Origin of the sequence: Flavobacterium sp. (assembly GCF_035299245.1) — a bacterium.
GTDB lineage: Bacteria > Bacteroidota > Bacteroidia > Flavobacteriales > Flavobacteriaceae > Flavobacterium.
The window spans coordinates 55,961-76,624 of the sequence record NZ_DATGWY010000009.1; the positions used below are offsets into that span (position 1 = coordinate 55,961).

At 37.5% G+C, this 20,664-nt stretch carries 20 protein-coding genes; 9 read left to right on the forward strand and 11 right to left on the reverse strand.

Translation table 11 applies throughout. The annotated features are described in order from the left end of the window. The first annotated feature begins 11 nt into the window (after window positions 1-11). The 5 genes from hemB (at window position 12) to VK161_RS06425 (ending at window position 3,399) form a co-directional block, all read left to right on the forward strand. Window positions 12-1,007, forward strand: a complete 996-nt coding sequence (gene hemB, locus VK161_RS06405; RefSeq protein WP_324213938.1) for a porphobilinogen synthase — start codon at window positions 12-14, stop codon at window positions 1,005-1,007. A 212-nt stretch (window positions 1,008-1,219) separates the two neighbouring features. Then, window positions 1,220-1,636 (forward strand): c-type cytochrome, encoded by a 417-nt coding sequence (locus tag VK161_RS06410; protein WP_324213939.1) that lies wholly within the window; start codon window positions 1,220-1,222, stop codon window positions 1,634-1,636. Window positions 1,637-1,723: 87 nt separating this feature from the next. Next, window positions 1,724-2,197, forward strand: coding sequence for a methylated-DNA--[protein]-cysteine S-methyltransferase (locus VK161_RS06415; RefSeq protein ID WP_324213940.1), 474 nt, complete (start codon window positions 1,724-1,726; stop codon window positions 2,195-2,197). 40 nt (window positions 2,198-2,237) lie between these two features. Beyond that, entirely contained in the window at window positions 2,238-2,612 is a 375-nt protein-coding gene (locus tag VK161_RS06420) for a hypothetical protein (RefSeq protein WP_324213941.1), read from the forward strand. Between the two features lie 73 nt (window positions 2,613-2,685). Further along, window positions 2,686-3,399 (forward strand): 3'-5' exonuclease, encoded by a 714-nt coding sequence (locus VK161_RS06425; RefSeq protein ID WP_324213942.1) that lies wholly within the window; start codon window positions 2,686-2,688, stop codon window positions 3,397-3,399. Between the two features lie 33 nt (window positions 3,400-3,432). On the opposite strand, the gene VK161_RS06430 is transcribed toward VK161_RS06425, so the two are convergent. Next, window positions 3,433-6,369, reverse strand: coding sequence for a S8 family serine peptidase (locus VK161_RS06430; protein ID WP_324213943.1), 2,937 nt, complete (start codon window positions 6,367-6,369; stop codon window positions 3,433-3,435). 203 nt (window positions 6,370-6,572) lie between these two features. On the opposite strand from VK161_RS06430, the gene VK161_RS06435 reads away from it, so the two are divergent. The 4 genes from VK161_RS06435 (at window position 6,573) to VK161_RS06450 (ending at window position 10,917) form a co-directional block, all read left to right on the forward strand. Then, window positions 6,573-8,012, forward strand: a complete 1,440-nt coding sequence (locus VK161_RS06435; RefSeq protein ID WP_324213944.1) for a nucleoside recognition domain-containing protein — start codon at window positions 6,573-6,575, stop codon at window positions 8,010-8,012. Window positions 8,013-8,096: 84 nt separating this feature from the next. Next, a complete protein-coding gene (locus tag VK161_RS06440; protein ID WP_324213945.1) occupies window positions 8,097-8,753 on the forward strand; it encodes a hypothetical protein in 657 nt (218 codons plus the stop codon). 81 nt (window positions 8,754-8,834) lie between these two features. Beyond that, the gene (locus tag VK161_RS06445; protein WP_324213946.1) at window positions 8,835-10,436 is read left to right on the forward strand and encodes a fumarate hydratase; all 1,602 of its coding nucleotides are present in this window, start codon (window positions 8,835-8,837) and stop codon (window positions 10,434-10,436) included. 85 nt (window positions 10,437-10,521) lie between these two features. Then, window positions 10,522-10,917, forward strand: coding sequence for a hypothetical protein (locus VK161_RS06450; RefSeq protein ID WP_324213947.1), 396 nt, complete (start codon window positions 10,522-10,524; stop codon window positions 10,915-10,917). Between the two features lie 69 nt (window positions 10,918-10,986). Here VK161_RS06450 and VK161_RS06455 read toward each other — a convergent pair whose 3' ends face one another. The 10 genes from VK161_RS06455 to VK161_RS06500 form a co-directional block, all read right to left on the reverse strand. Further along, entirely contained in the window at window positions 10,987-11,643 is a 657-nt protein-coding gene (locus tag VK161_RS06455) for a CoA transferase subunit B (RefSeq protein ID WP_324213948.1), read from the reverse strand. 34 nt (window positions 11,644-11,677) lie between these two features. Then, the gene (locus VK161_RS06460; RefSeq protein WP_324213949.1) at window positions 11,678-12,031 is read right to left on the reverse strand and encodes a four helix bundle protein; all 354 of its coding nucleotides are present in this window, start codon (window positions 12,029-12,031) and stop codon (window positions 11,678-11,680) included. 31 nt (window positions 12,032-12,062) lie between these two features. Continuing rightward, window positions 12,063-12,761, reverse strand: coding sequence for a CoA transferase subunit A (locus tag VK161_RS06465; RefSeq protein WP_324213950.1), 699 nt, complete (start codon window positions 12,759-12,761; stop codon window positions 12,063-12,065). Window positions 12,762-12,920: 159 nt separating this feature from the next. Then, the gene (locus tag VK161_RS06470) at window positions 12,921-15,233 is read right to left on the reverse strand and encodes a PBP1A family penicillin-binding protein (RefSeq protein ID WP_324213951.1); all 2,313 of its coding nucleotides are present in this window, start codon (window positions 15,231-15,233) and stop codon (window positions 12,921-12,923) included. Window positions 15,234-15,239: 6 nt separating this feature from the next. Beyond that, window positions 15,240-15,722 (reverse strand): gliding motility lipoprotein GldH, encoded by a 483-nt coding sequence (locus tag VK161_RS06475; RefSeq protein WP_324213952.1) that lies wholly within the window; start codon window positions 15,720-15,722, stop codon window positions 15,240-15,242. After that, on the reverse strand, window positions 15,706-16,944 hold the full coding sequence (locus VK161_RS06480) for a regulatory iron-sulfur-containing complex subunit RicT (RefSeq protein ID WP_324213953.1): 1,239 nt from the start codon (window positions 16,942-16,944) through the stop codon (window positions 15,706-15,708). The genes VK161_RS06475 and VK161_RS06480 overlap by 17 nt, the downstream gene beginning before the upstream one ends. 171 nt (window positions 16,945-17,115) lie before the next feature. After that, window positions 17,116-17,346 carry a ferredoxin gene (locus VK161_RS06485; protein WP_324213954.1) on the reverse strand — a complete coding sequence of 77 codons (231 nt, stop codon included), beginning with the start codon at window positions 17,344-17,346 and terminating at the stop codon, window positions 17,116-17,118. Beyond that, window positions 17,346-18,587 (reverse strand): peptidase U32 family protein, encoded by a 1,242-nt coding sequence (locus tag VK161_RS06490; protein WP_324213955.1) that lies wholly within the window; start codon window positions 18,585-18,587, stop codon window positions 17,346-17,348. Before VK161_RS06490 ends, VK161_RS06485 begins: the two co-directional genes overlap by 1 nt. Beyond that, window positions 18,587-19,945, reverse strand: coding sequence for a rhodanese-related sulfurtransferase (locus tag VK161_RS06495; protein ID WP_324213956.1), 1,359 nt, complete (start codon window positions 19,943-19,945; stop codon window positions 18,587-18,589). Before VK161_RS06495 ends, VK161_RS06490 begins: the two co-directional genes overlap by 1 nt. Window positions 19,946-20,198: 253 nt before the next feature. After that, window positions 20,199-20,609, reverse strand: coding sequence for a BrxA/BrxB family bacilliredoxin (locus VK161_RS06500; RefSeq protein WP_324213957.1), 411 nt, complete (start codon window positions 20,607-20,609; stop codon window positions 20,199-20,201). Window positions 20,610-20,664 lie beyond the last annotated feature (55 nt).

The window sequence follows — 20,664 nt, forward strand, 5'->3', positions numbered from 1 at the left end:
AAGTTAAAAATATGTTTCCATTACAAAGAAATCGTCGTTTAAGAGTCAACGAATCCATTCGTTCGTTGGTACGCGAAACTACATTAAGTCCGAGTGATTTTATGTTTCCAATGTTCATCGCAGAGGGCGAAAATATCAAAGTTGAAATTCCATCCATGCCCGGAATTTTCCGTCGTTCTATCGATTTAACTGTCGAAGAAGTAAAAGAACTTTTCGCACTCGGAATTCGAGCGGTAAACATCTACGTAAAAGTAGACGAAAGTCTCAAAGACAACACCGGAAAAGAAGCGTGGAATCCCAACGGACTCATGCAACGTGCCATCAAAGCAATTAAAGCCGCTTGTCCTGAAATGATTGTAATGCCCGACGTGGCACTCGATCCGTATTCGATTTACGGTCATGATGGAATAATAGAAAACGGTGACATTGCCAACGATGCCACCAACGACGCTCTGGTAAAAATGGCCATTTCTCACGCGCAAGCTGGAGCCGATTTTGTAGCGCCAAGCGACATGATGGACGGACGCGTTTTGCGTTTACGCCAAGGTTTAGACGCAGCAGGTTTTCACAATGTCGGAATCATGAGTTATTCAGCCAAATACGCATCTGCATTTTATGGACCGTTTCGTGATGCATTAGATTCTGCACCAAGAGAAGCCGATGTTGTGGTGCCAAAAGACAAAAAAACCTACCAAATGGATTTTGCTAATCGCATCGAAGCGGTAAAAGAAGCGTTAATGGATGTAGAAGAAGGCGCCGATATGGTCATGGTAAAACCCGGAATTGCCTATTTGGACATCGTTCGCGAAGTCAAAAATGCGGTAAATGTTCCCGTTACCGTTTTTCATGTTTCAGGTGAATACGCCATGATCAAAGCCGCTTCAGAAAGAGGTTGGCTCGACCACGACAAAATCATGATGGAACAACTCATGTGCATCAAAAGAGCGGGTGCGAGTTTAATTTCGACCTATTTTGCCAAAGAAGCAGCGATTCTTTTGAATCAGTAGCGAATGGCTTGGGCTTTTTTTGTAATCCATGTTCCTGCTGCCTTTCCAAAACTTTTTTAATTGCCACGGGTTAAAACCCATGGGAATTAAAAAAAGGTTTTTCCCTTGCATCAGGGCTAGAAAAACAACTTTAGGCTACTAAATCACTGATAAAAATCATAGTTAACCTTAAAATAGACTGCTACCTTTGGGTAGAATTTAAAAATAATACAATGAAAACGTCTTTTAAACTGTTCTTATTTTCTGCTTTTACATTTTTAGTAACGAGTTGCGGAGGCAAAAAAGAAGACCAAGATTTTGGAACAAAACCAACTACTAACGAAGAAAAAAGCACAACTGATGATGCTTTTCCATTAGCTGAAAAAGGGAAAGAGATTTTCGAAGGCAAAGGAACGTGCTTCACCTGTCACAAAAAAGACGTGAAAATTGTTGGACCCAGCATCCAAGACATTGTAAAAATATACAAAGAAAAAAACGGCAGTATAGTAACTTTCTTAAAAGGTGAAGCAGAACCTTTGGTTGATCCTTCTCAATACGAAGTGATGAAAGCCAATTTTGCCATCACCAAAACCATGACCGACGAAGAACTCCAATCGCTCGAGCAATACATGCAAAGCGAAGGAAAATAATACTTGTATTCACTTTAAAATCACAAAGACAGAAATTAGTTTTTTTGGCTTTGTGATTTTTTTTATCTTTCGGCAATACAAAACACCATGGAGCAAATTGTTTTTATCCCATCGCCACTCGGAACCACTAAAATTGTAGGCGATGAAAACGGTGTTTCTGTGATTTCAATACTTCAGGAAGGCGAACTTTCTAAAAAAATTCCAAAGGAATTAAAAGACGCAGTTACCCAACTCAATGAATATTTTGAGGGCAAACGTCAGCATTTTGATTTCAAAATCAATCCAAAAGGCACCGATTTTCAGCAGAAAGTATGGCAAGAATTACTCGCTATTCCTTTCGGGAAAACAATGTCGTATCTTGATTTGTCAAAAAAACTAGGCGATGTCAAAGCCATTCGCGCAGTCGCTTCTGCCAATGGTAAAAACCCACTTTGGATAGTCGTTCCGTGTCACAGAGTCATCGGAACCGATGGTTCACTCACGGGTTACGCCGGCGGTTTGTGGCGTAAAAAATGGTTGTTGGAACACGAAAGCCCGAGTTTACAACAAAGCTTATTCTAAAATTTTAATTTTACATTTATTCCTAATTCAAAAAAACACTATGAAAAAAACACTACTGATTATCGGTTTATTATTTATTTCCTTATCCAATTTTGCTCAGGATAAAAACACCATTTTAGGAAAATGGACATTCAAAGATGCTGAAGGCAAAGAATCGATGGAAGCCGACGAATTAAAAATGGTGATGACGATGTTCAAAGATTTAAGTTTGGAATTCAAAGCAACCGAAGTAGTGCTAACTATGATGGGAAAATCAGAACCAGCACAATGGAGTTTTTCGGAAAATGACAACAAAATAATCAACACTACATCAAAAACAGGCAAACAAGCACAGATGACTATTAGCAAGTTTGATGAAAAAGAAATGGTTATTACCATTGGTAGAGCTGGACCTTTTGTAATGTCAAAATCGTAATAAGTTCCGTCGGGTTTAATTTTCAAAACTTATTTTTTTATCTTCGTAGTATCAACGCCATAAAAATTTTAGTATGATAGAAAAAATTAAACTCGACTACATTTTGTTTCTTGATATAGAAACAGTTCCTCAAGAAGAACATTTCAATTCGCTTGATGAAGAAATGAAACAACTCTGGGAACAAAAAACGCTGTACCAACGCAAAGACGATTACACACCAGAAGAATTTTACGAACGTGCAGGAATTTGGGCTGAATTCGGAAAAATTGTTTGTATTTCGGTGGGTTATTTTGTAACCAAAGCTGACATTCGAAATTTCAGAGTCACTTCTTTTTTTGGAGAAGAGAAGAAGATTTTACACGATTTTTCTAATTTGTTGAACAATCATTTCAATTTGGCGCAACATCTAATTTGCGGACACAATGCCAAAGAATTTGATATTCCGTTCATTGCCAGAAGAATGATTGTCAATCAGATGAATCTTCCTCAGAAGCTTAATTTATTTGGAAAAAAACCATGGGAAATTCCGCATCTCGACACTTTAGAACTATGGAAGTTTGGCGATTATAAAAATTTTACTTCGTTAAAACTCTTGACTAAAATACTTGGAATTCCTTCCTCTAAAGGCGATATCGATGGCAGTCAAGTAGGTCATGTTTTTTATGTTGAAAAAGACATCGACCGAATTGTAACGTATTGTGAAAAAGACGTGATTGCAGTAGCCCAAGTCTTTCTGAGATTCAGAAAAGAAGATTTATTAATTGAAGATGAAATCATACATGTATAAAAAAAGGAGGTCAATTTTGACCTCCTTTTTTATTTATCTTCTTAAAACAATTTTCTTGGAAATCGTTCCGTTACTATTTTCAATGTTTACCATGTATATTCCATCTTGAAGAGAATCAATCGAAAAAGAAGTATTGATTTGATTGGTTTCTTTCTTCAGAATTTCCCTTCCTTGTAAATCAAAAAGTGTAATTATTGATTTTTCAGTAGTATTCGGAATCATCACATTTACGGTTCCTTTAGTTGGATTCGGATATACACTTACATTGTTTAACGTAGAACTAGCTACTGACAATGTTGAAGGAGTAACTCTACACAAATCGATGCTAAACAAGTTAATTGAACCACCATCATTATCCCATGGATCGTCAACATAAAGTGTCCAAACGCCATCCGCAGGAAGAGTGTTTAAAGAACTTAAGCTTTCAAAAGGAGCAATGCTACCAGAAATCGATGGAATTCCAGAACATTGTGGCGCACCACCATCATCGTCTAATGTACAGTCAATATCTTGGTTGTCTCCACAAGCTTCCTGAAATAAAATAATTTCAGGGCTACCAATTGATGGTGGACCAATTAATGAAATGGTCATGTCTTGAACCCAAGTGTGAGTAATATTCAAATTGATGTTAATATCACCAATCGTATATCCGCCAGTAATTGTCAAAGGCACGCTCGCACTAGAATTTGGAACGTCAGCAATTGTTGCGTTGGAATAATCTTCTGCAACAAATGATTGATCACAGACTAAGATTCCAGTAGAGAATGAGTTTACAGTTGAATTACTAGAATTACCACTACCACATTGATTTGATGGAGTAACTCTCCAATAATAAACAGTTTCTTGGTCCAATCCAGTAGCAAAATATTCGTTAGTAGTAACTGTTTGGTTAACTAACAATGTAGAAAAGCTAGGCGATGTAGACAATTGAACAAGATAACTTTGTGCATTGGCTTGTTCTTGCCAATTTAAGATTGCTGAAGTTGAAAGTCCACTTTGCCCGTTAGTTGGACTCGTTATTACCACATTTTGGAATGTAGAATTAAATATGCGCAACGATTTTAAACGTGTTTCAGTTTCAGTTCCATTATTTCCAGTTATTCCAACAAAATATTCATTAGGAGTTACATTTGATAACCCAGTAATTGTCATGGTTACAGTACCGTTAGAACTCAAAGAAGTAGGAGAAAATGTTGCACTTGCACCCGATGGCAATCCAGCGGCAGAAAAAGTAGTTGTTCCTGCGCCAGTTTGATTATGACTAAAGGTAAATTGTGCATTTTGATTAGAACAAACCGTTACATCTGAGCTAGTTGAATTTAAAGCAAATGTCGAATTGATTCCAGTTATCACCAAAGAATATTTTTGACTGTTGTTGACCAAATTTGTCTTGTGAGTTACAGTTATGGTATATTGACCAGCTGTTGGATTATCAATTTTAACTTGTTCAATATTATCAACATTATTATCACCATTTCGTATAGCAGCATTATTTGGGTCTGATGTAAGTCTCCATGGATAATATGTGGTTCCGTTTCTTGTGATTCGTATGTCTAAGTCGTTCACTAATACTTTGGTTGGATCATTCGGAATGCCGCTAGTATTAATTGCGCCAGGCACATCAGTCCAAGTAATTGAAGCAATTAAAGGTTGCGTACCATTAGAGTTAACATTCATTGTAAATGTTTGACCTTGATTTAAGTTTTCTTCAGAAATCCAAGAGGTTAATCCGTTATTAGAGATGGTTTCGGCTGATTTCTTTGTGTTTAAAAGTCCCCAACCAAAAACAGCATCCGGACCGATATCACCTGCATCATCGGCTGTGTGACAAGCAATTCCTTTTAAGGTTGCTGAACGCATAAAAGAACCATATAAATTGTTGTGATGTTGTTGAAGTAAAATTAAACTTCCTGCCACATTAGGAGATGACATCGATGTTCCAGTAAGAACCGTAGTTGAGGTATTGCTGGTGCTATTAGTAGAAGTTAAACCCGTTCCGTTGCCTGTAATATCGGGTTTAATTCGTAAATCATCTGTTGGTCCTTGACTACTAGAAGAATTGATATTAATATTACCCGAAATTGTACCATCAGTATTGGTGGAAACATCTTGAGCGTTTGCAACAACTAAATTGTTTTTAGATACTTTATTTCCGACTAATTTGTCAAAACCAAAAGCTATTGGGTCTGTGTTAGCATTGTTGTCACCATCATTTCCTGCGGATGCAACTTGTAAATAATAAGGTGATGAATAAGCAATATCATCCCATGCATATGAATCGGGAATGTATGCTCCAATAATCCATGATGGTAACGGACCAGTTCCACCTGAAATGGGAACACCATAAGAATGATTCGATACCAACATTCCTAATTGAATTTCGGACAATGCTTCCGATTCATCGTTAGTCCAGTTGAATGTTCTGGCAGTAGCTTGTGGAGCCATTCCTTTAACTGAAGCAGGATTGGCACTAGCAACCATTGTTCCTGTCACGTGAGTAGAGTGAAAATTCAACGCTTCTGTCAAATCGTCTACAACAGTAACTCTTCCACCAAATGCATTGTGAGACGCTCTAACTCTTCCACCATCCCAAACTCTAACCGTCATTCCTTGTCCTTCTAAATTCAAACCCAAAGAACCACCCGAATGCAGGTGATTGGTTCTAGTGCTTCGAGCTGCATTTACATTTTCAGTTGAATAATAAATAGGATAACCGTCTGGAGTTAATTTCATCAATTCAGCAATTGAACCATCATCTTTAACAATTATTAATGGCCAATGATTGATGTTGGCGGCAGCTATAGCTTTCTTTTTTTCTATTTCTTCTTGCTTTCTGTAATATTCTTCTTTCTCTTTCAAAAGTTTCAAGTCATAATTTTGAACTATTTCTCTAACTTCTTCTGGAGATTGACCATAAGATACAATAGAAAAAAGAACCATAAAAGTCAAGTATAAACTAATGTTTTTCATTTTTTAAAAGGGTGTTTATGAGGTTATAGCAGTTTATTTTTTGCCAAATATACTATTCAAAACTTAAAAAGGTAATAATGTTAAGAAATAATCGACAAAAGTTTAATAATTGTTTAATTGTAGCCTCTACTAATCGTGAAATTGAAATAAAATAATTTTCAACGCTATTTGATATATCCTATATTTACGGAAAAATACATATTATGGTTCTAAGTAGGTTTTGGCTTGTTATATTTATTTCGTCTATTATTTTTGTGATGATAGCATTGTTTTCGGGGAATAGTTATTCTATTGATTATGTCTTGAATGGGAAAAAAGATGATCCGATTCTAGTATCTGAAAAATACAAAGAACAACTTCCGGCTTTCATAAAAGACAGTATCGATAAAGCACCCGATCAAACAATGGTAATCAATCGTGATACTTTAAACGCAGACACTACTTATGTTTTTTCTAATAAAACGGTAAAAATTTACAGTGGAAAACAAAAAAGTGATGGTTTGTTGCCTACTTGTAAAACCAGTTTATTTGATATTATCTTGCCTTTGATGGCGTATTTGGCTTTCTTTTGTGGATTGATGGAATTGTTAATCATTTCTGGTGCTTCTGAAAAATTAGCCCGAAAATTAAGTCCACTTTTTTCTAAAGTTTTCCCATCAGTTCCTAAAAATCACGAATCCATATCGTACATGACCTTGAATTTTGCAGCTAATTTTCTTGGATTAGATTCAGCAGCAACACCATTTGGATTGAAAGCCATGGAAAGTCTGCAAGAAATTAATCCCGACAAAGACAAAGCGAGTGATGCTCAAATTATGTTCATGTGTTTGCATGCAGCGGGATTGACTTTGATTCCAACATCGATTATTGGTTATCGAGCAGCAGCCAATGCAGCCAATCCTGCTGACGTGATGCTTCCGTGTATCATTACATCGTTCATCGGAACTATTGCGGCGATGATTATTGTGGGAATTCGACAAAAAATAAATTTCAAAAGCGCTACTTTGCTGGTGGCTATAATGACTATAATTGCTGCCATTGTAGGTTTGTTGTTATACATTAATCGATTGGATTTAATCGGGAAAAACTTCTTCACGGCCAATTTATCGGGATTGATGCTCATTTTAATCATCGGATTTACTTTGGCATTTTCATTTTTCCATGAAAAGAAATTTTCAGAAAAAAGCACTACTGTTTTTGACACTTTTGTGAATGGTGCTCGCAACGGTTTGACAACAGGCGTTACTATTTTTCCTTATGTAATGGGGATGTTGGTGGCCATTTCCTTCTTTAGAAACAGTGGTTTATTTGAAATTATGAGTAACGGAATTTCGTTTGCTTTTTCCAATATTGGTGTTAGTAAAGAAATCACTGATTCGCTGCCAGTTGCTATGCTTCGTCCGTTCAGTTCAAGTGGTTCAAGAGGATTTATGTTGGATGCCATGAATACTTATGGAGTCGATTCGCTCACCGGAAGATTGAGTTCTATTTTTCAATGCAGCGCCGAAACCACATTTTATGTGATCGCTGTGTATTTTGGTTCAGTAAAAATTAAAAACACACGTTATACTCTAGGAACGATGCTGTTGGTGGATTTAATTTGTGTGATAACGGCAATTTTTGTGGCGAGCTGGTTTTTTTAAAAAGTAGAAATGAATAAGTTTTTGTTAGTCTTTTTTATAATTTTCTTGACCTCTTGTCAAAATAGAGAGGCAGTAATAGACTCTATGCAACTAGCTGAAGCTGCTGAAGATCCTATTTATACAATTGATAAAGTTATCAGTACCGATACTATTTTCTTTCTTTATCAAGACGATAAAAAGTACAATGATTATGCTTTAGTTCATCTTTTGAAAAAGACATGCAGCAAAGACAGCATTTGTGATTTGGATTTTAAAATTGACTTTTTACAAAAGAATCAATTGGTGTACACAGATAAAATTACTGTAAAAGCCGCATCAGAAGGATCCGAATGGTACGGTAATTATGAGTTGGATTCTATTTCTTCTTCATTTAAAAGAGTATCTTTTGGATATCCGGCATGTGGTTATGATCAAAGTAATACTCTTTTCTATGTAGATGGGAAAAATTCGTCAAAAGTGCATACTTGGTCATCTGTGGGTGATGGTGGTTGGTATACTGACGTTAATTTTTCTTTGATTTCCAACACAAAACTAGTTGCTTATACGGAGTCGTTTTGGCCTAATGAAACAAACGCAGAAGAAGACCTATCGGGCGGAGAAGATGGTCTTTTAGAATATTCAGATTCTATTCATTTCACAAAAAAAGGGAACAAATGGAATAAAGATTTCAAATCTCCACGAGGAAAAGTATATCGAAAGAAAATAATTTCATATTCAGAGTATTATAAAATAGAGGAGTAAATTCATCTATAGCAAATAACCAATTTGGGTTTTTCTTTCCCAGCATTATTCCGTAACTTTACGCTTCAAAAACAATTCAAAATGGACTTTATATACCAAGATCCGTATCCGATTTTGAAAGACGATACGCAGTACAAAAAACTATCTTCTGATTTTATAAAAGTAGAACAATTGGGTGATAGAGAAATCCTAACCGTTGATCCGAAAGGTTTGGAATTATTGGCTCAAGAAGCGATGAATGATGTTTCGTTTATGCTTCGAACTGCACATTTGCAAAAATTAAACAACATTCTAAACGATCCTGAAGCAACTGATAACGACCGATTTGTAGCCTATAATTTACTCCAAAACGCAGTAGTGGCCGTTGAAGGTCAATTGCCTTCTTGTCAAGACACCGGAACGGCAATTGTTATGGCTAAAAAAGGGGAAAATGTTTTCACTGGTGTGGATGATGCCGAATGGTTGTCCAAAGGGATTTTCAATACATTTCAGAATAAAAATCTGCGGTATTCGCAAATCGTCCCGATTTCTATGTTTGAGGAGAAAAATTCGGGCTCCAATCTTCCAGCACAAATTGATATTTATGCTAAAAAAGGAGCGTCGTATGAGTTTTTGTTTTTGACCAAAGGCGGAGGTTCGGCTAATAAAACCTTCTTATATCAAAAAACAAAATCGCTATTGAACGAAAAATCAATGGAGGAATTTGTGCGAGAAAAAATCAAAGATTTAGGTACTTCGGCTTGTCCGCCTTACCATTTGGCTTTGGTAATTGGAGGAACGTCTGCCGAAGCAAATTTGGCTGCCGTAAAAAAAGCATCAGCAGGTTATTACGACAACCTTCCAACGTCTGGAAACATGTCGGGTCAAGCGTTTCGCGATTTGGAATGGGAGAAAAAAGTATTGTTGTACTGTCAAGAAAGTGCCATTGGTGCCCAATTTGGAGGAAAATATTTTGCACACGATGTTCGTGTGATTCGTTTGCCTCGTCACGCGGCTTCTTGCCCGGTTGGATTGGGAGTTTCATGTTCGGCCGACCGAAACATCAAAGGGAAAATCACTAAAGAAGGAATTTTCTTGGAGCAACTAGAAACCAATCCGAAGCAATTTTTACCAGAAGTTCCACCGCATTTGGAAGCTCCAGTTGAGGTAGATTTAAACCGACCCATGGCTGAAATTTTAGCAGAATTATCAAAATATCCAATCAAAACGCGTTTGAAATTGAACGGAACGTTGATTGTGGCTCGCGATATTGCTCATGCCAAGATCAAAGAATTGTTAGATGCTGGAAAACCAATGCCCGACTACTTTAAAAACCATCCGGTGTACTATGCTGGTCCGGCTAAAACTCCAGAAGGAATGCCATCGGGAAGTTTTGGTCCAACAACCGCAGGTCGAATGGACGTTTATGTAGAAGAATTCCAAAAAGCTGGTGGAAGTATGATCATGTTGGCCAAAGGAAATCGCACCAAAGAAGTGATGGAAGCGTGTAAAAAATACGGTGGATTTTATTTAGGTTCGATTGGTGGTCCGGCGGCGATTTTAGCTCAAGATAATATTCTAAAAGTAGAAGTAGTCGATTTTGAAGAACTCGGAATGGAAGCCGTACGCAAAATTACAGTTAAAGATTTCCCAGCGTTTATTATTACTGATGATAAAGGCAACGATTTTTTTGCTAACTTATAATTAAAAAAATGCCGCTGATTCAAAGATTCTATTTTTAATGAAAAGTAAAAAAAATCTGTGAATCAGTGGCAAATAGTTTTACAATATGCCTTTCAAAGAATCCTTTTTAGAGTTTTATGCTAAAGTTAAAGTCAGTCTGGAAGACGGAACTTTTGCTAAATTAACTTTGGCAAAAACCATTGGCAATACCGAATTGATGAACATTTACGTTCGCCCGGTTGTGGAAAAAAACGATTTGCAATTGGAATTGAAATTCAAGTTTCAAAAAGAAGAAATTGTTGAAATTCATACGATTGATTCAGCCTTCAATCGATTGTTGGAGTTCATTAATAATCCGTTTTTAGCAGCCATTTTATTCACCACCGAATTTGACCTGACTTATAAATTGAATAAGAAACGTGCAGTGAGTATGGTCGAACAATTCCCGAGTTTCACTCATGCTTCACCAGTAATTTCGGAATATTTGGAAAGCAAAAAATAATGTTCAGATAAACAAAAAACCACAAAATTCAATTGAGTTTTGTGGTTTTTTATTTTATGAATGTGTGTATTAATCAATCACCATTTCTGGAACTTCACCTTCTATGATCAAATCGGCCTCAGTGGAAGCAATAATATGCTCAACTGAAACACCGGGAGCGCGTTCTAAAAGTTTGAACCCTTTGGGTGTGATTTCCAAGACAGCCAATTCGGTTACTACTTTTTTCACACAGCCAACACCAGTTAACGGCAAAGTACAACGTTTTAAAATTTTACTTTCGCCAGCTTTGTTTACGTGCATCATGGCCACAATAATATTTTCGGCAGAAGCAACCAAATCCATTGCACCGCCCATTCCTTTGACCATTTTTCCTGGGATTTTCCAGTTGGCGATGTCACCATTTTCGGCTACTTCCATAGCGCCAAGAATGGTCAAATCTACGTGTTGCCCACGAATCATTCCGAAGCTAAAACCCGAGTCAAAGAAACTCGCTCCAGGTAATGTGGTAATGGTTTGTTTTCCTGCGTTGATTAAATCGGCATCTTCTTCGCCTTCAAAAGGGAATGGACCCATTCCGAGTACGCCATTTTCGCTTTGAAACTCAACTGAAATATCAGTACGCACATAATTGGCAACCAAAGTAGGAATTCCGATTCCTAAGTTGACATAATAGCCATCTTTGACTTCTTTGGCTATTCGTTTTGCGATTTCTTCTTTTCCTAACATAATTTGATGATTTGAAAATTTGATGATTTGAAAATTAAGACTTCTTACTCGAAGAAATAATCTTTGATAAAATCAAATTTATAGATTGTATTTGTGTGTGAAGTTCTTCACTCGGATTAGGGTAAAATTCTGATTCTTTGCATAAAATCAACCAGTATTGGACTTCATCCGCTTCTTTAGCTGCAATTTTGAATTTATGAATAAAATCTGCTTTACTTTCTGCATTTTGAGCTTCTCTTATATTGGCTCCTATCGATGTTCCGCTTCTGAAAATTTGTGAAGCCATTTCAAAACGATTTGTTTTCCGAATTTCTTCAACGTAAGCAATGATTTTTAAAGCAAATTCAAAACTTAAGTTTACTATTAAATTGTCTTTGTCGTTTCTCATCTTCAAATTTTCAAATTAATGAATCTTCAAATTATTTCTTGCGGACTGTGCGTTGCTCTATTCGTTTTTCAAACTTTTCACCTTTGAAAATGCGTTGAATTAAAATTCCGGGTATGTGAATTTGATTTGGATCTAAACTACCCGCAGGAAGTAATTCTTCTACTTCGGCGATAGTGATTTTTCCAGCGCCGCACATACACGGGTTGAAGTTTCGAGCCGTTCCTTTGAAAATTAAATTTCCAGCTTCGTCGCCTTTCCATGCTTTTACAATCGAAAAATCGGCTTTGAACGCGTGTTCCATAACGTGCATTTTTCCGTTGAATTCGCGCACTTCTTTTCCTTCGGCTACCTCGGTTCCGTAACCTGCTGGAGTAAAAAATGCTGGAATTCCGGCTTGAGCAGCACGACAACGTTCTGCCAAAGTGCCTTGCGGAATGAGTTCGACTTCCAATTCGCCCGAGAGCATTTGGCGTTCGAATTCGGCATTTTCACCCACATACGACGAAATCATTTTTTTGATTTGTTTTTGTTGGAGTAATAGTCCGAGGCCAAAATCGTCTACACCTGCATTATTGGAAATACACGTAAGGTTTTTGGTTCCTTTTTTTACCAATTCGGCGATGGAGTTTTCGGGAATGCCACACAAGCCAAAACCACCGAGCATGATGGTCATATTGTCTTCAATTCCGGCGAGTGCTTCCTGCACCGAGTTTACTTTTTTGTTGATCATATTTTAGTACAATTTACTGCAATTGTTGTTTGTATTGCGATGCCCTAGCCCAGATAGAAGCAAGTATCCTTTTTTGTTAGTAACTGCTTTTCGTTTGCAGCTAAGTTTTCAAAAAAGATACTGCGAATAGCTGGAGATTGCTTCAAAAAATCAAGCTATTTATTCGAGACCGAATTCGTCTGTGGGTGCTGTTACAGCAGTTGAATCGCGAGATTTTTTCTTGATGTAATTGGACGAGCCACAATCGACTTTAATGACTGATTCTTCGGGTTCTTCAAAGGCTTCTTTGGATATGTTTAAATCGGGATCAGCGTAGCATTTTTTCATGAACAATCCCCAAACAGGCAAAGCCATTGCTGCACCTTGTCCGTAGGTGATGCTTCTAAAACGCGCTGAGCGATCTTCACAACCGACCCAAACACCAGTTGCTAAATTGGGTACCATACCGATGAACCAACCGTCGGATTGATTTTGAGTCGTTCCCGTTTTTCCGGCGATGTCATTTTCAAAAGCATACGGAAAACCTGTCATTCGGTTGTATCCCGAACCTCCGCCAGTGTAACGTAAACGTTGACCCGAACCTTCTTCGGTTACGCCTTCCATTAGTTTCACTACGGCAAAAGCGATGTCGCGGTTGAGCACGTCACGCGATTCCATTTTGGGTTCGTAGATAAGTGAACCGTTTTTATCTTCAATTTTTAAGATGAATTGTGGTTTTACGTACACACCTTGATTGGCGAATGTACTGTAAGCGCCTACCATTTCCTGAACTGTGATTTCAACAGCTCCAAGAGCAATGGCAGGTTGAGCAGGAATATCGGCAGTGACACCTAATTTTTTGGTCATGTCTACAACGGCTTCCGGACCGGTTTTGTCAATTAATTTAGCCGAAATTGTATTGATGGAATGAGCGAGTGCTTTTTTCAAAGTCACCATTCCGCGGTATTTACCGTCTGAGTTACGCGGTTCCCAATTGCTGGTTAAGTGGTGTTTTCCTCTTCGCATCATGAACGGACCGTCAATCATTTGATCACAAGGCGACATTCCGAGTTGTTCGATGGCAGTTGCATAAACAAACGGTTTGAAAGTAGAACCAACTTGGCGCGCACCTTGACCCACGTGATCATACTGGAAGTATTTATAATTGATTCCGCCTACCCAAGCTTTTACGTGTCCGGTTTGTGGTTCCATCGACATTAAACCGGCTTGTAAAAAGTGTTTATAGTAGCGAATGGAGTCCAAAGGTCGCATGATGGTGTCTTTTTCACCTTCCCAAGTAAAGACTCTCATTTTTGTTTTTACTTTAAATGAGGCTATGATTTCATCATCGGATTTGCCTAATTCTTTGAGTACGCGCCAACGTTCCGAATTTTTCATGGCTTGATTCATGATTCGATTGGTCTCGGCATCTGTGATTTTTAAGAAAGGCGCGTTTTTGTTACCGCGTTGTTGGATGAAAAACTCTTCTTGCATGTTTTTCATGTGGGCTTTTACTGCTTCCTCGGCATAAAGTTGAATTTTAGAATCAATGGTGGTGTAAATTTTTAGACCATCGCTGTAGATGTCGTAATCGTCACCATTAGGTTTTTTATTGTCTTTGGCCCACGCTTTCATGTAATCGCGCAGGTATTCTCTGAAATAAGTAGCTTCGCCTTCGCGGTGACTTTCGGGCTGGAATTTAAGAACAATAGGTTTTTTAGAAAGTCGTTCTTTAGCTTCAGGTTCAAGGAATTTATTGCGAACCATTTGACCCAGCACTGTATTTCTTCGGTCTAAAACCAATTGTTTTCTCTTTTCTTTTACCGGATTGTAAAGCGCAGGATTTTTTAGCATTCCTACTAAAACTGCGCTTTCTTCTATGGTTAAATCTTTAGGTGCTTTTCCGAAGTATATTTTGGAAGCAGAACCAATTCCAACTGCACCATTTACAAAATCTACTTGATTGAGATAAAGAGCGATGATTTCGTCTTTGGTATATTGACGTTCTAATTTAATAGCAATGATCCATTCTTTGGTTTTTTGAATGACACGAAGAATGAAGTTTTTCGAACCCTCACCATGGAATAATAATTTGGCTAATTGTTGAGTGATGGTACTTGCTCCACCGTCTCTTCCTAATTGAACTGCTGCGCCAAATGTACGTTTGGCATCAATTCCGGAATGTTCATAAAAACGTTCGTCCTCGGTAGAAACCAATGCATCTACTAAATGTTTGGGTAAATCACTGTACTTAACAGCAGAACGGTTTTCGTTATAGAATTTTCCTAAGGTTACACCATCAAACGAAATGATTTCAGTGGCTAAGTTAGAATCTGGATTTTCCAATTGTTCAAACGAAGGCATTTTTCCGAAAACACCCCAAGAAGCCAATAAAAAATAAAGAAAAATACCTGCAATTCCGTATATAAAAAATTTCCAAAATTTTCTTTGGTAGTATTTTATGTCTTTGGTTTTGGGAGTTGTTTGTGCCATTTGTTCTTATTTTAATTCAATTCTAAAACCAACATCGGTAACACCTTTTAGGTTTTCTACACCCACAATCTTGCCAGTTTGTCGGTTAGCGTGTTGGATTTTGACTGTATAATCTCCTTTTAAATCAAAACTCACATTCTCTTTGTAAAGTAATTTGCTGAGTTTTATATCGGAAAATCCTTCCCCCATTAGAGTTCCGTCTGGATTGGCCATTTGGTATTCTAAGGTATCTACAATCACTTTTTTGTTGGGTTGTTCCATTGAAACAATTAAAAAAAGATTGTTGTAAGGATAATCATTGTTGTTTCTGATGTTGACAAATAAATTGTATTTCTTAGCCTTATCCAGTTGAGGTAATTTAAAGCTAACAATAGTGTCTTTGTGCCACGAAGTATCAACCGATTTGTATTCGTCAAAAACACTTTTCTTATCGCAAGAAATTACAACAAGAGCTAAAAGCAAGAATAAAAAACTATTTTTTATTTTCATTTCTATTGATCTTTCTCTCACCCGATACTTTAGTGCTATTTTTGTTAGCGTTGTTAGCGTTGTTGTTGCTATTTGGATTGTTAGTATTCGGACGTTTTTTATTTCTGTTTTTACTTTTTTTCTTTTTAGGTTGGTCAAAACGCGTTAAACTTTCTTGTCCCATAGCATTATTGAAATCAACAACAGGTTCAGTTGTAACTTCCAAAGCATAATCTTCAAGAGAAGAAACCCTTTTTTTCTCTTTATTGGAAGCGATGATTTCTTTTACTTGCTCAATTTTGAGTACATGCCAATTGGCAAAATTATCAGTATAAGCAAACCACATTAACCCTTTAAAAATATCTTGTTTTTGACAAATTGCATCACCTTTTTCGGTATATAACTTGGTTTCAAAATCTGGGAAATCTTTTAAAGCATCAAGGTAAGTGTCCAATTCGTAATTCAGACAGCACTTTAGTTTTCCGCATTGACCTGCTAATTTCTGTGGATTTAAGGATAATTGCTGGTAACGAGCCGCCGCAGTATTTACACTTCTGAAATCGGTCAACCAAGTTGAACAACACAATTCACGTCCACATGATCCAATTCCGCCCAAGCGTGAAGCTTCCTGACGAAAACCTACTTGTTTCATTTCGATACGTGTACTGAATTCTTTTGCAAAATCTTTAATCAATTGACGGAAATCTACACGATCGTTTGCGGTATAATAGAAAATGGCTTTTGAACCATCACCTTGAAATTCGATGTCTGATAATTTCATTTCGAGTTTGAGAGCGATGGCAATTTCACGTGCTCTTACCTTCATAGGCTCTTCTTTGTCACGAGCATTACTCCAAATGTCAATGTCTTTTTGTGATGCTTTTCGGTAAATTTTTGCGATTTCTGCACTGTTGTGATTTACGCCTTTTTTCTTCATTTGAATTTTCACCAATTCGCCTGTCAGGGTTATAATTCCAACATCGTGTCCTGGTGAGGCTTCAGTAGCAACAATATCTCCAATACTTAGGGTAAGTTTTTCAGTGTTGCGGTAAAATTCTTTTCTTCCATTTTTGAAGCGTACTTCTACACAATCAAACGGTGTTTCTCCGTTGGGTAAATTCATATTTCCCAACCAATCAAAAACCGTCAATTTGTTGCAGCTATCGGTGCCACAAGTCCCATTATTTTTACATCCTCTTGGTGTACCATCTTTAGCACCCGTAGAACAGTTTGTACAAGCCATAATATATTTAGAGTGTTGCCAAAAGCAACTTAAATTCTTAAAACGATTAATTGGTAAAGATAGTATTTTTATAAAATAAATTCCAATTAAAAAATCCCAAAAAACGAACTCCAAATCCCAACTTAATTATCGTTGAAATTTGGAGTATAATGTATTGAAAATCTGTAAATTTTAGGTTTCTTTTACTGAGATAATGTTTACTGGACAAGCTTTTACAGCCAATTCGCAGTTTTCTGCAATGGTATAATCGGGTGATTTTAACGTGTGAAATCCTTTGGTGTTGGTTGATTTTAACAAGACTGATTTTCCGTCTTTTTTTGACATCTGAAACTGACCAGGTGCCATTTCGACACAGTAATTACAACCGATGCATTTGTCTCTTTGAAGCGTAACAATGACCATTAGTTTTCTACGATTTTGTACATTTTGTCGGATAATCGAATGCGGAAAGGCACTTTCAAGGTACAGCTGTCGCCTTTGGTCGCTTTTTCAGAATGGTTATCGTTAACTAAAAAATCCTCTAAAACCAATTCTTGTGCGCCCGTACTCGGACCAGTGATTAGAATTTTATCGCCTTTTTTGATGTCATAGGCTTCAATTTTGAATTCGGCGATATTCGATTTGGGGAAATAATGCATTCCTTTTCCCACATACACTTTTTTCTGAGTAGCGCTCGAACCCGGATTGTCCGACCATTCGCCCAATTTTTGCCCGAGATAATAACCACTCCAAAAACCGCGGTTGTAAACAGTAGCTAAAGCTTCCATCCAAACTGTGGTTTTTTCTTTGGTGAATGTTCTTTCGTAGTAGGAATCTATGGCTTCGCGGTAGGTTTTGATAACGGTTGCTACGTAATCAGCAGCGCGACCGCGACCTTCAATTTTCAATACTTTGATGCCTGAATCGATGACTTGATCTAAGAAATCGAGCGTACACAAATCTTTGGGCGACATCATGTATTCGTTGTCAATTTCAATTTCGAAACCACTTTCTTGGTCGATAACGGTATATTTTTTTCGGCAATTTTGCTTGCAAGCACCGCGATTGGCTGATGAATTGTGCGAATGCAAACTTAAATAACATTTTCCGGAAACGGCCATGCACAACGCACCGTGACCAAAGATTTCGATTTCAACTAAATTACCACTCGGACCTTTGATTTGTTCTTTTTCGATATCGTCGGTGATTTTCTTTACTTGACGCAAACTCAACTCACGCGACAAAACTATTGTATCCGCAAATAGTGCGTAAAATTTTACTGTTTCAATATTAGTAACGTTCAATTGAGTAGAAATATGAACTTCAATTCCCATACTTCGTGCCGACATGATGACTGCTTGATCCGAAGCAATAACTGCTGTAATTCCCACTTCTTTGGCCTTATTAAGTAAGGTTTTTACAACCGACAAATCGTGATCGTAAATAATGGTATTTAAAGTCAAATACGTTCGAACGTTTTTTTCGTTGCAACGACGCGCAATTTCAGGTAAATCATCCAAAACAAAATTTACCGTGGCACGAGCACGCATATTCAATTGTTCCACACCAAAATACACCGAATCACAACCATTATCTAATGCCGCTTGAAGTGATTCGAAGTTGCCCGCAGGCGCCATCAATTCAATCTTTCCTGAAGTGGTCATTAGCTAATAATTTTAAATAACTTATCAGACAAACGCACTCTAAAAGGCACTTCAAAAGTCACTTTATCTCCGACTTTTGCCACTGAATTTTCCTGCCCGTTCACGAGCATTTTTTCTAAAATTAGCTGCTCATTTCCAGTTGTTGGTCCCGAAATTAGAATGGTATCACCAATAGTTAATTCCTGATTTTCGATGATGAACAATCCCACTTGCGCTTTTACATAATAATGTTCGGCTTTGCCTAAAAGTACCTTTTTGACTTTTATTTTTTGACGGATGTCGGTGATTTCTTGTGCTTTGGCTAAAGGTTGATCCGACAATTCACCAGAATGTTTGAACTTCAATTTCTCTGATTTCCCTTTGCGGAAGACTTTGTTTCCTACTTGTTTTCCACGTCTCAATTTAACTTGTTCAGCCAAAGGAAGATGAGTGATTTCTAAACATTCTGTTGAGCAACAATTTTCCATTGCGGTTTTACATTCGTCGCATTGAATGAACAACAAATGACAACCATCGTTCAAACAATTGGTGTGATTGTCGCACGGTTTTCCACATTGATGGCATTGCGAAACAATATCGTCGGTGATGCGTTCGCCCAATCGATGATCGAAAACGAAATTTTTACCAATGAACTTGCTTTCCAAACCTTCTTCTTTGATTTGTTTGGCATAGTTGATGATACCGCCTTCCAATTGGAACACGTTCTTAAAACCTTGGTGTTTGAAATATGCCGATGCTTTTTCGCAACGAATTCCACCTGTGCAATACATCACTAGGTTTTTATCTTCTTTAAAATCTTTGAGTTGTTCGTTAATGATGGGCAAACTTTCTCTAAAAGTCTCAACATCGGGAGTAATTGCGCCTTTAAAATGACCAATTTCGCTTTCGTAGTGATTTCTAAAATCAACAACAATCGTGTTCGGATCTTCTAAAATTTGGTTGAATTCTTTGGCTTTTAAATGCACACCAATGTTGGTTACATCAAAAGTTTCATCGTTCAAACCGTCGGCTACAATTTTGTCGCGGACTTTCACGGTCAATTTTAAAAACGAATGATCGTCGTGTTCTACAGCTACATTCAAACGAATGCCTCGCATGAATTCGTAGGATTCTAAAGTTTCGCGAAATGCTTCAAAATTTTCGGCCGGAACACTCATTTGAGCGTTAATTCCTTCTTTGGCTACATAGGTTCGACCCAAAGCATCGAGTGCATTCCAAGCAAGAAATAAATCGTCGCGAAATTTTTTGGGATCTTCAATTTTGGCATACGCATAGAAAGACAACGTGAGGCGTTGTTTTCCGGCTTGATCAATCAGCTCGGCTCTTTCTTCTGCGCTTAAGGTGTTGTACAGTTGCATGCTATAAACGTTTTAGCGGTGCACTTTAGTGCACTGTTACAGAAATATGTTATGAACTCTAAATGGAAGAATTCGGGTGCAAATTTATAATTTAACCGCAAAGGCGCAAAGTTTTTTACGCAAAGTTCACAAGGTTTTTTAAAATAATAAGCCACAGATTCACAGATTAAAAAATAATCAGCGAATCTGCGGCAAATTTTTGAGTTTTTCTTTGCGAGCTTTGCGCAAACGTAGCGTCTTTGCAGTTAAAAAATTAACAAAACTCTGCGTAAGCGTCTTTTAAGTTTTCAGCAATCATTTCGGCAGGACGACCTTCAATGTGGTGACGTTCTAACATGTGTACCAATTCGCCATCTTTGAACAACGCCATGCTTGGCGATGATGGTGGGAACGGAAACATTTCTTCTCGAGCAGCATCAACAGCTTCGCGATCAACACCGGCAAAAACAGTGATTAAATGATCAGGCTTTTTGCTTCCATCCAAACTCATTTTGGCTCCAGGACGCGCATTTCTGGCTGCACAACCACAAACTGAGTTGACCACAACCAATGTAGTTCCTCCTGCTTTGATTGCATTTTTTACTTCTTCAGCGCTATATAAATTTTGAAAACCTGCGTCGGTTAATTCAGCACGCATTGGGCTTACCATTTCTTCTGGATACATAATTATAATTTAAGATTTTAGACGTATGATTTTAGATTTAAAAATCTTGTGCAAA

Coding starts and splice junctions, on each gene's coding strand:
- VK161_RS06500 (WP_324213957.1), bottom strand. CDS start 20,609: ATGTATCCAGAAGAAATGGTAAGCCCAATGCGTGCTGAATTAACCGAC.
- VK161_RS06420 (WP_324213941.1), top strand. CDS start 2,238: ATGAAAAAAACACTACTGATTATCGGTTTATTATTTATTTCCTTATCC.
- VK161_RS06440 (WP_324213945.1), top strand. CDS start 8,097: ATGCAACTAGCTGAAGCTGCTGAAGATCCTATTTATACAATTGATAAA.
- VK161_RS06465 (WP_324213950.1), bottom strand. CDS start 12,761: ATGATCAACAAAAAAGTAAACTCGGTGCAGGAAGCACTCGCCGGAATT.
- VK161_RS06460 (WP_324213949.1), bottom strand. CDS start 12,031: ATGAGAAACGACAAAGACAATTTAATAGTAAACTTAAGTTTTGAATTT.
- VK161_RS06480 (WP_324213953.1), bottom strand. CDS start 16,944: ATGGCTTGTACAAACTGTTCTACGGGTGCTAAAGATGGTACACCAAGA.
- VK161_RS06475 (WP_324213952.1), bottom strand. CDS start 15,722: ATGAAAATAAAAAATAGTTTTTTATTCTTGCTTTTAGCTCTTGTTGTA.
- VK161_RS06485 (WP_324213954.1), bottom strand. CDS start 17,346: ATGGTCATTGTTACGCTTCAAAGAGACAAATGCATCGGTTGTAATTAC.
- VK161_RS06435 (WP_324213944.1), top strand. CDS start 6,573: ATGGTTCTAAGTAGGTTTTGGCTTGTTATATTTATTTCGTCTATTATT.
- VK161_RS06455 (WP_324213948.1), bottom strand. CDS start 11,643: ATGTTAGGAAAAGAAGAAATCGCAAAACGAATAGCCAAAGAAGTCAAA.
- VK161_RS06470 (WP_324213951.1), bottom strand. CDS start 15,233: ATGGCACAAACAACTCCCAAAACCAAAGACATAAAATACTACCAAAGA.
- VK161_RS06445 (WP_324213946.1), top strand. CDS start 8,835: ATGGACTTTATATACCAAGATCCGTATCCGATTTTGAAAGACGATACG.
- VK161_RS06430 (WP_324213943.1), bottom strand. CDS start 6,369: ATGAAAAACATTAGTTTATACTTGACTTTTATGGTTCTTTTTTCTATT.
- VK161_RS06490 (WP_324213955.1), bottom strand. CDS start 18,587: ATGACCACTTCAGGAAAGATTGAATTGATGGCGCCTGCGGGCAACTTC.
- VK161_RS06410 (WP_324213939.1), top strand. CDS start 1,220: ATGAAAACGTCTTTTAAACTGTTCTTATTTTCTGCTTTTACATTTTTA.
- VK161_RS06495 (WP_324213956.1), bottom strand. CDS start 19,945: ATGCAACTGTACAACACCTTAAGCGCAGAAGAAAGAGCCGAGCTGATT.
- VK161_RS06415 (WP_324213940.1), top strand. CDS start 1,724: ATGGAGCAAATTGTTTTTATCCCATCGCCACTCGGAACCACTAAAATT.
- VK161_RS06450 (WP_324213947.1), top strand. CDS start 10,522: ATGCCTTTCAAAGAATCCTTTTTAGAGTTTTATGCTAAAGTTAAAGTC.
- hemB (WP_324213938.1), top strand. CDS start 12: ATGTTTCCATTACAAAGAAATCGTCGTTTAAGAGTCAACGAATCCATT.
- VK161_RS06425 (WP_324213942.1), top strand. CDS start 2,686: ATGATAGAAAAAATTAAACTCGACTACATTTTGTTTCTTGATATAGAA.